A 14,783-nucleotide genomic window follows, 5' to 3' on the forward strand; every position below is an offset into this window, starting at 1 on the left:
AAAGCAATGAACCGCTATGAAAAAGGCATGAATATCATGCGTGATCATTTAGGGGAAACCGCCGAACAATATATTAATGAAATCGCCCAAATTGCTCCTTTATTTGCCAAAGTCAATGTTGAATTTCCTTTTGGCGATTTATATGGCCATAAAAGTTCACTGGATCAGAAGACAAGAGAACTTGCAACTATTGCCGCCCTGACAGTGCAGGGCTTCTCCATCCCCCAGTTAAAAGTGCATATTCGCTGCGGATTAAATTGCGGGGCAAGCAAAGAAGAGATCGTGGAAATTATTACGCAAATGATTGCTTATTGTGGTTTTCCTGCAGCCACCAATGCAATCCTGGCGGCCAAAGATATCTTCGATGAACTGGCAAGCTAAGTAGATACCCAAGATACTTCTATTTTGGAGACGATACAGGATTGTCTTCATCAGGCCGATCTTTGGGCTGAAATAATTTTTCTCTGGAAAACAGGCTGTTTTTTCCGGCCAGCATTGATTCATAATTTCTGACCATCTGGCGGACTTTTGGCGGGGCGTCATTGCTTACTGCAGTATTCATTTTTTCTAAAATCGTCTTCCTTGCCGATTCAGCTTCCACCATCGCCTCACACAGCGCCCTTACCTTATTAATGGCTGTCGTATCCTTACTATTCATTATTCTCCACCATCCTCCAATGGAAAAATGGTGCCTGAATAAAGCATTATAATCCTTTTCAACAGTACCACCCTGCTGCATCAAAACAGACTGAAGGTAAGCTATTTGCCTGGTCAAAGGCAGGTATTTCCTAAAATTATCCATATGGCTTGTTTCTATTTTCAGGCGATCCACCTGTCTGGCATTAAGATAAACGTTTGTTGCTTGAAATCTCTTTAACTCCTCTTCCTCCACTCTTTCTGCAATTTTATCCAAGCTGTTTAGCAGCACTGTCAGCGTCTGAACACGTTTCCTATCTAATGCGTTCCCCTGTTGGCGACTCACCATATATTCCCTGATATCCTGCCTGATGCGGTTGACTTTTTGCAGAAGATTTTGATATGGGGATTGATCCGCAAGCATTCCCTTCTTAAACCGTTTACAGGAGGTAAGAATCTGCCGTTTGCTTTCTGAGCCGATAAAACAGGAGTTGGTAATCTGCCGCTCAAATTGAGGGAGTGGGTCATTGCCACCTCGATAAAGACAATCTATCCAGGCCGGTAATTTTGCAATGGCCAAAGCCAACGAAGGGATATTATCCACCATGGTCAGGACGTCTTCAGGACGGATAAAATCAGGGAGCCTAGCCTGGTATACTTCAATGGAAGCAAGCTGATGCATGATAGACAAGGCCGAGCCTGAAAGAATAGTCGCTTGCTCAATGCTCATGTCAGGACCAAGTTCAACTATATTGCGCATTAGTGCCTGAAAATTCCTTTCAATTTGCTTAACCTTTTTTTCCTGGCGAGAAAAACGAAAATCCCTGTATTCTTTTTTCATAATCTTCATCCATGAAAGACTATTATATTTAACTATATATCATTAATGAGATAATTCCATTTTCCGACCTTCCTATGGGTGCGATTAAGACTGCGGTTGGTGTTAATTAATGGTAGTCCGGATGAAAGATAGATACTGCTGAAACGCTCTGACGGCTAAATTCTGTTAAGTATCAATTGGGACGATCAGCGGAAGGAACAATCCTGCAATGGCAGAACATCTCTTGAGCCGTTTTGCTCATTTGAGAATCGTTCATTTGCACGCCATGAAACCAAAGAAGACAAGGATTGCTGAACCCTCTCCTGACTAACAATTTTGGGCCAATAACTGCATTCATTAAAAGGTTTATTGTATTGTCTGAATACTTCGATGAATGCACTTCGCATAGAATCAGAATTGGACCATGCAACAACAGGCAAGTTTGGATTGGCTTGCCAAATCATATCTGCCAAAGCAGGACCATTACAACGTAAACCATCGCTGGCTCCCAGGTCTCCATCTAGTATCACAAGTGATGGCTTATTTCCTGTAACATAGCTTAAGGCACTTAGGCTGTCTTTTGCCAGCAGAACCTGTATTTGCTTGTCTACTGTTAAAAGCAAGCGACTTAGACAGAATGCATTAAATGCATTATCCTCAACAATTAGCACACGCATGGAAACTCCTTCTATTCCTCAGAAGGAGTATAATGGCTGAACCTTAAGACAAGCTTAAGAAATCAACCCAGCGTTTGAATTCCATTTGCTGATGCGATCAACACTTTATCGGCCGTGCGCCTGGCGAACAAACCATTATCAACAACACCCGGTATAACCTTGATTGCTTCCTCTAATTCAATGGGTTGCGTTATTTCAAGGTTATAAACATCAAGGATTATATTGCCATTGTCAGTAGTAAAACCCTCACGATATTCCGGATCACCGCCAAGCTTCACTATTTCACGGGCAACAAAGCTACGGGCCATAGGAATAACCTCTACAGCAAGCGGAAAAGTCCCCAAATGCTTGACCAGTTTTGACTCATCAACGATACAAATAAATTGTTCAGCCGCAGAGGCAAGAATTTTTTCCCGCGTCAGGGCCCCTCCGCCTCCTTTTATCATCTGCCGTTGTTCAGTGACCTCATCTGCCCCATCGATATAAACAGGCACCTCGGTGGCGACATTTAAGTCAATGACAGGGATGCCTAAAGAACGCAAACGGATTTCAGTAGCTGTGGAACTAGCCACGCAAGCATCGATGCGATGCTTGATTGTCGTCAGCTGATCAATAAAATAGTTTACCGTTGAACCCGTACCCACGCCGATGATCATTTCATCATCTAGGTAATCCAACACAGCCTTGGCAACCGCTTCTTTCAACACGCTCATATTTTCTACCCGCTACTAATTACCGTCTAAAACTTGCTGCCTTAAAGCATTTACTTTAGTGCCTGCGGCAACTTTATTCACCCACTGTAGGTGCTGTGAGCGGAACAACATTGGTTGGTTTACTACCTGTTGTCGCTGTTGTCTCCTGCCTGGTAGTCGTTGTTTGTTGGCTGGATGAATCCGATGACGATGCCGGATTTGCCGTTACTTTAGGGGTCGTTGTATAAGATGACGAACTCGCGGCAGAAGATGAGCCGCCTTGGGAAGCTGCAGCAGAGGGCCGCGCACTTCTGGAGTCATACCCAGGCCCACTGCTTCTATAACTATAGTCAGGTGAGTCGGTAAAAAGTTGCTCTATGCCCTGGCAGCCCGACAGTAATAATGGTGAAGACAAAAACAAGGTATGGATAAAAGCAGGTAATAAACGTTTCTTTTTCATATTCATCCCTGGAGAATTATTATTCTGAACAGCTTTTATTCTAGCTACTATGGCCTGACTTGTAAAATTGATTTCAAAAGAATTGGTTGAATTTAAACAATTTTATCCTTATTAGCCCTACCTCGCTTAATTGACGCCCTCTGGTTTCTGCGTATACTGGGTAGCAAATTCATTATAAGGATAATCATGATTTACTCGACAATTCTTGACGCGATAGGCCATACGCCGATAGTGAAATTAAATCATATCGGCAATGATTTAGCCTGCGGACTCTACGCAAAATGTGAATTCTTAAATCCTGGTGGTTCAGTTAAAGATCGCATTGGCTTTGAAATGGTTAAAAATGCCGAACTTGCCGGACGCATAAAACCTGGGGATACATTAATTGAACCGACCTCGGGAAATACAGGTATTGGAATTGCCCTGGCAGGCGCTGTCATGGGTTATAAAATTATTATTACCATGCCCAATAAGATGAGTCATGAAAAGCAGGCCATACTTGAACGCCTGGGTGCAACGATCTATCGTACGCGTACAGAAGCAGCCTGGAATGATCCGGATAGCCATATTTCCTTAGCAAAAGAACTGCAGCAAGAAATCCCCAATTCCCACATTCTCGATCAATACGCCAACCCTGATAATCCCAATGCCCATTATAAAGGGACTGCACAGGAAATTATTGACGATTTTGGCAAAGAGCTGCACATGGTCGTTGCTGGAGTAGGAACAGGGGGTACTATCACAGGAATCGCTCGCCGATTGAAGGAATATAATCCTGAGATCCAAATCATCGGCATCGACCCTGTCGGTTCCATTTTGGGGGGCGGTGATGAGATCAAGCCCTATCATGTTGAAGGAATAGGTTATGATTTTTTCCCTGAAGTACTTAATAATAACTTAATTGATAAATACATTAAGACTAAGGATAAAGACTCCTTTCTTATGGCAAGACGGTTGATTCAGGAAGAGGGTTTACTGGTTGGAGGCTCTTCAGGCGCTGCCATGTGGGGTGCATTACAGGCAGCAAAAAACCTGGGAGCAGGTCAAAAATGCCTGGTTATCCTCCCTGATTCTATTCGTAATTATATGTCCAAGTATGCTAATGATGAGTGGATGAGGGAGCAGGGTTTTCTTTGATAATGGCGGAATGAAATTTAGCCTGGGCGCAGCAACTCATCACCACTGACGGTTGGGGCTGTGGACAATTGATCCCTACTGCCTACGTACCGCGCTTTATGCGCGGTATCCAGAGACCTGATTCAAAAAAACTCTGTGTTAAGCGCGAATATCGTACTGGATACCGCGCATAAAGCGCGGTACGTAGGGGCAATTAGACTATTGCTTAAATTTAAATCATTCGGCGCTCTAGGTTCTGTGCACTTATCGCTAGCTTGAGTCAAAAAGCCTTGATTGGCGAGCACCGAAGCGGGGCATACATAGAAGTATGTGAGCATCGGAGCGCAGAAAATCAAGGCTTTTTGGCCAAGATAGTAGATAAGTGCACAGAACCTACAGCCAGTAAACAAAGATAAACAGGAATAGCCAGACAACGTCTACAAAATGCCAGTACCAAGCTGCTGCCTCAAAGGCAAAATGACGCTCTGGAGTAAAATGGCCACGAATGCAACGTATCAGGATCACAATTAGCATAATCGTACCAATCGTCACATGCAGTCCATGGAAACCGGTTAACATAAAGAAGGTTGTTCCATAAATACCAGCATCCAACGTCAGATTCATCTCTGTATAAGCCTCATGGTACTCAAACGACTGCAATGCCAAAAACAATATGCCAAGGGCGATAGTTAAGGCCATGCCAACAATTAGCTGTTTACGTTTGTTAAGCTTAAGTGCCCAGTGAGCCCAGGTAATAGTCACACCGGAGGTTAACAGGATAAGGGTGTTAATTGCAGCTAGCCCCCATGCCTTCATTGCCTCATCAGCGCCAACAAAGACCTGGTTATTGGGGTTGACCAGCAACGGCCAGTCCGCCTTGAAATCACTCCATAAGGTAATATGGGTAATGGGATGAAGATCTCCTCCCAATACCGGCACAGACCAAAAACGAGCAAAAAACAGGGCACCAAAGAAAGCACCGAAAAAACATACCTCTGAAAAAATAAACCAGCCCATTGCCCAGCGAAAAGAGCGATCCACTTGCAGGTCATACAACCCCTTCTCATTTTCATAAATTACCTGGCCAAACCAGCCAAACATCATGACGACTAGAATAAGCAGACCTAAGGTAAAAACATAAGGGCCATACCAATCATGGTGTAACCAGGAGGCAGCACCAACCAAAGTGGTAGTTAAGCCAATTGAGCCAACTAAAGGCCAATGACTGGGTTTAGGGACATAATAAGTGCCGTGTGCTCCCATTGTATCTATTTCTCCTGTTCTACTATCTTTGAATTGCAATCAATGATGCCTAGAGTCTGTTGATATTTCAACCTAAGCTGCTCACTTCCCGCGCTTTATGCGCGGGATCCACGCAAACCACACGAAACTAACCATTCTCTTGACAAAATTTGAGAATAGATTCCGCGCATAAAGCGCGGAACGTAGGCTCTGGTTCCAATTGTCAACAGAACCTAGTTAATTATTTTATTTGTCACATCATACAAGGTGTAGGATAAAGTAATCGTTCTGATATTTGCCGGTAAATCGGTATCCAAATGAAATAACAAAGGCATATCCATTGCCTCATGACCGTTTAAAGTTTGCTGCGTAAAACAAAAGCACTCGGTTTTTTTCAGATACTTGGCAGCAATGCCAGGCGTAATACTGGGAATAGCCTGAACTGTCATACGGTAATTGCTCATATTTTCAGCATAAAAAGCAAGTTTAGCTATTTCGCCAGGATGCACTTTTATCTTTGTTGTCTTGGGGTAAAAAGCCCAAGGTATACTGCTATTGTGGGTTGCAACAAACTCGACCGTCACTTCCCGATTCTTTTCAATTCTAGTTTTGTCAGCATCATAGGCAACCCCGTCCTGATAGACTTTGCCATTAATGCCCAAGGCTTTGCACAGGCTATTATAGATAGGTACCAAGGCAAACCCAAAGGCAAACATACCGATGACAATAATGGCCAGGGTTGTAACCAATCTTGTATGACTTTTAGCCATGCTCTCTCGCTATTTAAAAACCATGCATTACCGGTGTGCTACCAGTAATGCCGGGTATTCATTGGTGTTAAGCCAACTAATACCCGATATTATTAATGAATTTCTGGCGGTATGGTAAAACTATGGTAAGGAGGTGGTGATGGCAACGTCCATTCCAGGCCACGAGCCCCTTCCCAAACCTGGGCATCAATCTTCTTTCCTTTACGCACAGTGCAGACAACATTATACAAAAACAGCAACTGGGCAAGACCAAAAACAAAAGCACCAATTGATACGAGCACATTAAAATTGGTAAATTGCAGCGCATAGTCCGGAATTCGGCGAGGCATCCCTGCAAGACCCAGAAAATGCATCGGGAAGAAGGTTACATTGACGGAGATAACTGATAACCAGAAATGCCATTTACCCAAACGTTCGTTATACATATGGCCAGTCCATTTAGGCAACCAGTAGTAAATTGCTGCGAGCAAGGCAAAAATCACCCCTGGAACAAGCACATAATGGAAATGCGCAACAACAAAATAGCTGTCCTGGTACTGGTAATCAGCAGGCACCAAAGATACCATCAATCCGGTAAAACCTCCTACAGTAAACAAAAATACAAAGGCAACCGCAAAAAGCATCGGGGTTTCAAAGGTCATTGAGCCTTTAAACATCGTACTGACCCAGTTGAACACCTTGACACCTGTAGGGACAGCAATCAGCATGGTGGTGTACATAAAGAACAGCTCACCTCCAAGGGGTATACCGGTGGTAAACATATGATGTGCCCAAACGATAAAGGACAGAAAGGCAATACTCGCTGTCGCATATACCATGAAATGATAGCCGAACAATGGTTTACGGCTAAAGGTAGGAATGATTTCCGACACCACGCCGAAAGCAGGCAACACTAACACATACACTTCCGGATGGCCAAAAAACCAGAATACATGCTGGAACAAAATCGGGTCGCCCCCTCCAGCCGCTTCAAAAAAGCTGGTGCCAAAATGTCTGTCGGCAAGCATCATGGTTACCGCACCTGCCAGTACAGGCATGATAGCAATCAGTAGGAAAGCCGTGATCAGCCAGGTCCATACAAACATCGGCATTTTCATTAGTGTCATGCCAGGCGCACGCATATTGAGAATTGTAGCGATGATGTTTATTGAGCCCATGATTGAGGAAAGACCCATCATATGGACAGCAAAGATCATATAGTCGGTGCTTGGAGGGGCATATTTAGTCGATAGCGGCGCATACATTGTCCAACCAAAATTTGGGCCGCCGCCACTGTGGAACATGGTCGATGCCAATAAGCTAAAAGCAAAAGGTAATATCCAGAAACTCCAGTTGTTCAAGCGAGGTAACGCCATGTCAGGCGCACCTATCATCATCGGAATCTGCCAATTGGCAAGCCCTGTAAACGCAGGCATTACCACACCAAACAGCATGATTAACCCATGCATGGTGGTCATCTGGTTAAAAAAGTTAGGATCAACAAAACGCTGCCCGGGTTGCAAAAGCTCGAGCCTGATAACCAATGCCATACTGCCCGCAACAAAAAACATGAGCAGTGAAAGCCATAGATAGAGAGTCCCAATATCCTTATGGTTTGTGGTAAATAACCACCGTTTTACAAATCCGATAACGCCTTTCCCTTGTTCAGGACCATGTTCGTCATGATCTTCATCATGTGTTATAGCTTGACTCATCGCAAACCTCCAGCTTGAGCTTTGTTCACCATTTTAGGTTGTTGAATGTTATTCTGGCGTACCTCGGCAACCTCAGCAGGTTGAACCTCATCATCGGTATTATTTTCCCAGGCATTACGTTCATAGGTGGTAATCGCTGCTATCTCAGCGTCGCTCAGCTGTTCTTTGAAGGCCTGCATTGCCGTACCTGGAACACCGTTGAGAATAATGTCTATATGGCGCGATATTGGCCTGCCGACAGATACTGAGCTTCCTTTAAGTGCGGGATACATGGGAGGTAGTCCCAAACCATTAGCCTGGTGACAGGCAGCACAGGCTTGCTCATATTTCTGCTTGCCTAAATGCATGAGCTCGGCACGTGTCATTTTTGCCTGAACTGCAGGCTTCATGGCGGCTTCAGCATATTGATCAACCGCCTTGGGCTGTGCAGCAACCCATTGATTAAATTTCTCTTCGCTGACTGCCTCAACAACAATAGGCATATAAGCATGGTTAATGCCGCATAGCTCCGCACATTGCCCGCGATAGACGCCAGGCTTCTGTACTCTTGCCCATGCCTCATGCATAAACCCCGGCATAGCATCTCGTTTTACACCAAGCTCCGGCACCCACCAGGAATGGATGACATCATTAGAAGTCACCAGGAAACGAATTTTTTTATTTACTGGAACAACCAGAGGCTTATCAACTTCTAACAGATACCACTGGCCTTTAGGCTGCTGGTTTTGGATTTGCTCGTAAGGCGTTGACAAATTGCTGAAATAGCTAATGCCCTGATCCAGGTATTGATACTGCCATTTCCACTGATAACCAACAATCTTAATGGTTACATCGGAATCACTGCTGTCTTCCAAGCGTATCAGCACTTTGGTTGCGGGAATAGCCAGACCCACAAGGATTAAGAAGGGTATAATGGACCAGACTATCTCTACACGCGTATTATCATGGAAACTCGCCGGAACATGTCCTTTGGATTTGCGATGATGGACAAGTGAATAAATCATTACACCGAAGACCACAACTCCTATAATGGCACAAACCACGATAGCAATCATATGCAACTCATACATGTCTTTACTTAAAGGGGTCACCCCTCGATGCATATTCATCTGCCAGTTATTTGCCGCAGCCATTACTGTCTGGTTTATCCCCAGTCCAACCATAGCCGCAAGCACCTTGCTTAGCTTAAACCCATTTAGCATCCCCATCTCACCTCTTTCAAATAGCCAGGCCTCTTAAAGCTGGTTTGCAATCAGCAAATCAGCTTCTAACTAACAACCGTGGCTGATGATTAAATTAATTCGTCAACAAGTCGCTGGACTTCCTTACCATAAAGAATAATTGCCTTCCGTTTTGGATTGGCTCACCATGTATTTAATTGCCTCCAGTATCTCACCCGTCGTACATTGCTTGCATCCTGCATTTTTAGGGTGATGGTCACCTTTTATTGTACTTTGGACCAGGACATCTATATTTTGGCTAATCAATGGTGCCCATATTGCCTTGTCACCAAGCTTAGGTGCACCCTGCTTACCTTCGTTGTGGCACATGCTGCAATTTTCGTTATAAATGTCCTTACCATTGGCCGGGTATTTGGCAGCGCCTCCTGTAGCCACATCCTGCCATTGGGAGCGTGATAAAGAAGCATTTAAAATGTAATCCACCGCTGCAATGATGTCATTGTCCGAGCAAGTAACACAAGCACCTTTCACCGGCATGCTGTTAAAGCCATGAATAGCGTGACGATAAAGACCCGTTAAGCCGCTATTTTTTAAACGCATGTACCAGTTTGAACCATCACCAATCAGCGGAGCAGCCATTTCTCCCCGTTGATGACAGATAATACAGGCATTGACATAAACTTGTTTGCCGCGTTTTAGCGTAGGCTGGCTTTCGGAGGGGGGGACGCCCAAAGGTTCCTCACTCACAACGGTTTTAAGATAAGTGGCAATGGCAAGTCTGTCTTCCTCGGTCAAATAGCTAAGACTATTATGATTAACCTCTGCCATAGGGCCTGTTACCGGCCCTGCTCGATTAATTAATTGACCCTCTGAAAATACATCAGCCACCTCATAACGGCTTGCCGAACGTAAACCATACTTGGTGATATTGGGAGCCCAGTAACCATCAACAAAAGCACCTGTCAGGTAAAAACGCTTTTTAGGCGCTCCAAATGCATTCAAGGGCGTATGGCACATACTGCAATGCCCTAGTGTATCAACGATGTACTTACCCCGATTCCAGGCTGGCGACCTGTCTGCCTCATAAGTAACTTCATTGTCATCAGGGAAGAAAAACAGCAAGTTCCATCCCCATAAAGAAAAACGCGCCCCTGGCACACTAAAAGGGAAGGGTAGCGGTTTATTCTTCTGTTTAACCGGCGGTATACTCATGAAATAAGCGTACAACGCCCTTGCATCATCATCAGTGATTTTGGCGAAATAGGGGTAAGGAAAAACAGGAAAGTAGTTTCTTCCTTGCGGATCACGCCCTTGTTTAACCGCACGGATAAAATCAGCCTCTGTCCAATTACCAATTCCCGTCTCTTTATCGGGAGTAATATTGGGGCTATAGAAAGTACCAAACGGGGTATTGATAGCCAAACCACCGGCAAAAGCAGGAGTGCCTCCTTTAACATTTGTGTGGCAAGCAATACAATCGCCCATCTTGGCTAAATATTCGCCTCGCTCGATCAACGCAGCCTCAGTGCCCGTTGCAGGCTTGGTTGGGGGATAAGTAGGGTAATAACCATCAATCAGGGGCTCTACCGGCCGGTGCCTTTCATCTGCCGCATCGGTTTTTTTTGCATCCTGCCCATCTGTCGAGTCAGCTTTAATTTCCATTGTTGGCGCTGAAGGAGACGAGCCAGCAGCATCATTCGAGGCAGAACCCGAATTGGTTTGCGCATTTTGGCTCGACATAGGCTCTTGAGCAGCATTTGTATTATCTGCTGCGTATAGCAAACCCGAGATACCACATAATGCCAAAAAAGACACAACAATTGCGTTTTTTTTCAACAAAGAGCCCACGCTCCCTCCTTAAACTTACTACTACCAGGTAATTTATGGCAGGAAAAATAATCTCCGCATTTTATACCCCTAGTTAAGCAACTTGCAACGTTGATGATTGATAGATACTGAAAAAATAAATAAATTTGCCTTCCCGGGTTTTTAGTCGATACTATTCTAACCTGTTCCTCATACCTTCTGACATTTTATTTTTTTGGTTGACCAAGCAGCTGCCAATAATGCCGCGTCAATAGCATTAACCCGTGTTTATCGGCTGCTATTCCTTGTAAATCACCATTTGTCATATCGTTGAAAATAGTTAATAATTGTCACAATTTTAGCCAAGGTGAATAGGAATGGCGATCTATCTGAATGGTTTGCTATTGGGGTTGTCTCTGATTGCAGCGTTAGGACCACAGAATGTGTTTCTGATTCGTCAGGGCGCATTACGTCGGCATGCAGTGCTTTCGGCAATGATTTGTTTTTGTTGCGACATTATTCTCGTTTGCGCCAGCGTTGCCGGACTCTACCAGGTGCTTAAGCTTCATCCGGCCTTACAAAGCTGGATGGTCTGGTTTGGGGTGATCTTTCTTTTTTACTATGGCAGCAAGTCGCTGAAAAACGCGTTGGCTATCAAAAACTCAACCAGCATTGCTGCTCAAGATGCAACAACCCGTTGGCAAATCATCCTGTTGGCTCTGGGCTTCAGTCTGCTAAACCCCCATGCCATTATCGACAGCCTGGTTATTATTGGCGGTAGCAGCAGCCAGTTTCCAGGGCACCATCAAGCCTTTTTGTTTGGCGTTTTAACGTCCAGCCTTTTATGGTTCAGTTCACTTACCTTCATCACCCATTATTTTTCCGAGGTGCTCTCACGCGCTGCAGTATGGCGGCGCATTGAGCTTTCCAGTGGATTGTTGATGCTTTTCTTAAGTCTCAAACTTGCCAGCAGCCAAATTTGAATTAACTTTTAAATGCATGAGCAACGTTGGCCACTACAGCATCCTTTGCCTGCCCTGCAATCTCCTGGACCTCCCTCTGAAAATAACCTTTAATAATATCCGTTAAACCCCTTGTCCCTGCTTCACCGTAAATATGAAACAGCCAATTTGCCGTTTGTTCGCCAGCGGCAAATTGCGCTAATTTTATCTTAACCGCATTGGAGGGTTCTTTACGTTTCGCAAATGACATTGCAGAGGCAGGCTCCAGATCAGCATCCTTCCAGGTATAAATAGTTTCCTTAGCGACCCAGGGTCCCAAGGTCAAAATAAGTGATTGAATGTTTCCTACACCCAATTTATACCAGTGATTGCCGGTGTCCTTGCCCATAGACCAATTATACACTTGAATCAAATCGTCAAGCGCCTCCCTGTAGTTCCTGGCTACTTCAGCGTGGCGACCCATATGATAAAAAGCATAGCTAAACCCTGCTATGGCCATAGTCACTGAAGGAACAATATAAGAACTGAGCCAAAAAACAGTCCCCATGAGTATGCCGCTGACAATTTTAATATCTGCAGCATACAGGGCCATTTGTGCTTGCTTAAAGCGCGCCAGGCGCTTGCCGATAATTTCTAAATGAGCAGAATTTTGATAATTAAAAGGAGCATCAGCTAATTCAACACGCGGCACAAGAGCAATTTGATTAAAAAACATCTTAGACTCCATCCGTTGAACATAAGAGCTTATGTTCTATCGCAATGGAAAAAAAATAGCAAGATTAAGTATCTCCCAAGAGGAAATAAAAAGGGCCAATCAGTGTGTCGCCAATTGACCCAGTGGAATGACACATAGCAAGTCCAACCTCGCAGCAGCACTATCGCATAATTTCAACTAAGCTGTCAATATTTTATGCTATCTTTAGATTGTTGATAACCTCTCGATGCGTTAGACTGCATCTCTTCTTAGTAACCAGGTTGATTATGTTTTACGGTGATAATGTTCAGGATACCCGCCAGCTTTTCTTTTCCAGCTGGCAAAAATATCAACAAAAACACGTTCTAATGCCTTTGGAAAAACAGATTGTTGATGTCATCCTCGTCCATCCTGAATACCATGCTTTATTAGAATCACCCGATACCCCTGCGCAACAACGCTATTTTCCGGAGCTGGGACAAACTAACCCCTTCCTTCACATGGGCTTGCATTTGGCAATACGCGATCAGGTGGCTACTGACAGACCGGCAGGAATTAGCCGAATTTATCAACAGCTACTAGAGAAGTACGGCGATACATTAGCAGTAGAACACCTGATGATGGATCATCTGGCTGAGACGCTGTGGCTGGCGCAACGCAATAATACCTCTCCTGATGAGGTTGCTTATCTTCATGCCCTGAATCACCAATTAAGTTGAAGCCTGGCTCTGATTCTCACTTCGCGGATCGATTTCAGAGATAATCGGCGTAGTTTGCGGCATGCTGAGAAAAGGCTCCTCCCTTGGCGGGCTGTCTTTTTGTGCTTTACGCAGGATAAACAGGGGAATAATAAATCCACAAACACTGCTAAAATAGATAAATAATCCACTGGTACCTAATTGATGCATATAAAACGAAGCAATGAAAGGACCTAACATTGCACCAATACTGTAAGCAAGCAATAAACTTTGGGTGCCGGCAATAATATCCCTGGAATCAAGGGCATCACAGGCGTGGCTTATACTGATAGGGTACATCGTGAATGTCAGGCCGCCAAATAGCATCATTAACGCAAAAAATAACCAGGGGTTACTCTGATCTATCATTAAATAAACAGCAACCACAATGGTCACTATTGAAATAACAATTAATACCAAACGGCGCTCAAACAGATCTGACAATTTACCTACAGGGTATTGCAGCAGCATACCGCCAAAAATAACCGCAAACATATATTTCGCCACTTCGGCCTTATCATGAAACAAGTCAGTTAAATAGGTAGGCATCAACCCATAAATCCCCCCCATAATCAAACCAGCACTTAAGCAGCCTAAAAGACCTGAGGCCGACTTATCCAGCAGTTTTCTTAAACTTAAGGTTGAAGGCTCGTCAAACTGGGGAGAGCTGACATAGGACATTGACAAGGGAATAATCGAAAGTGAGCACATCATCGAAGTAACCGCGAACAGTAGCATCGTTTGCGGATCACCTAAGTTTAAAAAGAATTGTCCCAGACTTTGGGCAGCATAGAACGTTATCATATACAATGAGAGGATTTGCCCCCGGTTAATCTGAGAGCTTTTACATAGTAACCAGCTTTCAATGACTACAAACAAGCCGGCTGAGGCAAAACCTGCTATAAAGCGCAGCGAAAGCCAGAACCAGTCATTGTAAAAAATCCCATGTAATAAACAAATCACCGCCAACATGGAAGAAAAAGCGGAATAAGCACGTATATGGCCGACTCGGGTAATGAAACGCTCTACCCTGAATGAACCAAGAACCAGGCCCGCATAATACACACCTGTCATCGCACCGATAATCAGCGGTGAGGCATGATTAAGCGTCATTTTTAATGCTAATAAGGTAGAAAAAAAGCCTGTCCCTAATACAAAAATAAAAAGGCTCAGCAAGGGAACAAAGGTTTCAAGTAATACAGCCAGCATCATTTTACTCACATAAATAGTGGAGAGTGGATATATGGACTTATCAATAAAATTACAAGGTGAGCGAATAAAAAATATAACTCCAAA

The 14,783-nt window shown here is 44.2% G+C and carries 15 protein-coding genes; 4 read left to right on the top strand and 11 right to left on the bottom strand.

Annotated features, from left to right (window positions below):
* The first annotated feature begins 6 nt into the window (after positions 1 to 6).
* Positions 7 to 381, top strand: coding sequence for a carboxymuconolactone decarboxylase family protein (locus E1O65_RS03305; RefSeq protein WP_133132173.1), 375 nt, complete (start codon positions 7 to 9; stop codon positions 379 to 381).
* A gap of 19 nt (positions 382 to 400) precedes the next feature.
* On the opposite strand, the gene E1O65_RS03310 is transcribed toward E1O65_RS03305, so the two are convergent.
* The 4 genes from E1O65_RS03310 to E1O65_RS03325 form a co-directional block, all read right to left on the bottom strand.
* Positions 401 to 1,477 (bottom strand): hypothetical protein, encoded by a 1,077-nt coding sequence (locus E1O65_RS03310; protein WP_133132174.1) that lies wholly within the window; start codon positions 1,475 to 1,477, stop codon positions 401 to 403.
* 185 nt (positions 1,478 to 1,662) lie between these two features.
* Positions 1,663 to 2,133 carry a response regulator gene (locus E1O65_RS03315; RefSeq protein WP_133132175.1) on the bottom strand — a complete coding sequence of 157 codons (471 nt, stop codon included), beginning with the start codon at positions 2,131 to 2,133 and terminating at the stop codon, positions 1,663 to 1,665.
* Between the two features lie 62 nt (positions 2,134 to 2,195).
* On the bottom strand, positions 2,196 to 2,846 hold the full coding sequence (gene rpiA / locus E1O65_RS03320; protein WP_133132176.1) for a ribose-5-phosphate isomerase RpiA: 651 nt from the start codon (positions 2,844 to 2,846) through the stop codon (positions 2,196 to 2,198).
* Positions 2,847 to 2,919: 73 nt separating this feature from the next.
* The gene (locus tag E1O65_RS03325; RefSeq protein WP_133132177.1) at positions 2,920 to 3,285 is read right to left on the bottom strand and encodes a hypothetical protein; all 366 of its coding nucleotides are present in this window, start codon (positions 3,283 to 3,285) and stop codon (positions 2,920 to 2,922) included.
* Positions 3,286 to 3,471: 186 nt separating this feature from the next.
* Here E1O65_RS03325 and E1O65_RS03330 point away from each other — a divergent pair, with 186 nt between their 5' ends.
* The gene (locus E1O65_RS03330; RefSeq protein ID WP_133132178.1) at positions 3,472 to 4,422 is read left to right on the top strand and encodes a pyridoxal-phosphate dependent enzyme; all 951 of its coding nucleotides are present in this window, start codon (positions 3,472 to 3,474) and stop codon (positions 4,420 to 4,422) included.
* Positions 4,423 to 4,794: 372 nt separating this feature from the next.
* Here the strand turns inward: E1O65_RS03330 and E1O65_RS03335 are convergent, their stop codons facing one another.
* The 5 genes from E1O65_RS03335 to E1O65_RS03355 all read right to left on the bottom strand — a co-directional run bounded on the left by E1O65_RS03335 (position 4,795) and on the right by E1O65_RS03355 (position 10,950).
* Positions 4,795 to 5,664, bottom strand: a complete 870-nt coding sequence (locus E1O65_RS03335) for a cytochrome c oxidase subunit 3 (protein WP_133132179.1) — start codon at positions 5,662 to 5,664, stop codon at positions 4,795 to 4,797.
* A 212-nt stretch (positions 5,665 to 5,876) separates the two neighbouring features.
* A complete protein-coding gene (locus E1O65_RS03340; protein WP_133132180.1) occupies positions 5,877 to 6,413 on the bottom strand; it encodes a cytochrome c oxidase assembly protein in 537 nt (178 codons plus the stop codon).
* Between the two features lie 92 nt (positions 6,414 to 6,505).
* A complete protein-coding gene (gene ctaD, locus E1O65_RS03345) occupies positions 6,506 to 8,107 on the bottom strand; it encodes a cytochrome c oxidase subunit I (protein ID WP_133132181.1) in 1,602 nt (533 codons plus the stop codon).
* Positions 8,104 to 9,309 (bottom strand): cytochrome c oxidase subunit II, encoded by a 1,206-nt coding sequence (coxB, locus tag E1O65_RS03350; protein ID WP_133132182.1) that lies wholly within the window; start codon positions 9,307 to 9,309, stop codon positions 8,104 to 8,106. The genes ctaD and coxB overlap by 4 nt, the downstream gene beginning before the upstream one ends.
* Positions 9,310 to 9,432: 123 nt before the next feature.
* The gene (locus tag E1O65_RS03355) at positions 9,433 to 10,950 is read right to left on the bottom strand and encodes a c-type cytochrome (protein WP_165474889.1); all 1,518 of its coding nucleotides are present in this window, start codon (positions 10,948 to 10,950) and stop codon (positions 9,433 to 9,435) included.
* A gap of 521 nt (positions 10,951 to 11,471) precedes the next feature.
* Between E1O65_RS03355 and E1O65_RS03360 the strand changes: the two genes are divergently transcribed.
* Positions 11,472 to 12,077 (top strand): LysE family transporter, encoded by a 606-nt coding sequence (locus tag E1O65_RS03360; RefSeq protein WP_133132183.1) that lies wholly within the window; start codon positions 11,472 to 11,474, stop codon positions 12,075 to 12,077.
* Position 12,078: 1 nt separating this feature from the next.
* On the opposite strand, the gene E1O65_RS03365 is transcribed toward E1O65_RS03360, so the two are convergent.
* Positions 12,079 to 12,771, bottom strand: a complete 693-nt coding sequence (locus E1O65_RS03365) for a hypothetical protein (protein WP_133132184.1) — start codon at positions 12,769 to 12,771, stop codon at positions 12,079 to 12,081.
* A gap of 266 nt (positions 12,772 to 13,037) precedes the next feature.
* On the opposite strand from E1O65_RS03365, the gene E1O65_RS03370 reads away from it, so the two are divergent.
* Positions 13,038 to 13,469, top strand: coding sequence for a DUF1841 family protein (locus E1O65_RS03370; RefSeq protein ID WP_133132185.1), 432 nt, complete (start codon positions 13,038 to 13,040; stop codon positions 13,467 to 13,469).
* On the opposite strand, the gene E1O65_RS03375 is transcribed toward E1O65_RS03370, so the two are convergent.
* Complete coding sequence (locus E1O65_RS03375) at positions 13,461 to 14,699, bottom strand: MFS transporter (RefSeq protein ID WP_133132186.1); 1,239 nt, start codon at positions 14,697 to 14,699, stop codon at positions 13,461 to 13,463. The two genes, E1O65_RS03370 and E1O65_RS03375, sit on opposite strands and share 9 nt — an antisense overlap.
* Between the last annotated feature and the right edge of the window lie 84 nt (positions 14,700 to 14,783).

Origin of the sequence: Legionella sp. W10-070, assembly GCF_900640175.1 — a bacterium.
Classification (GTDB): Bacteria; Pseudomonadota; Gammaproteobacteria; order Legionellales; family Legionellaceae; genus Tatlockia.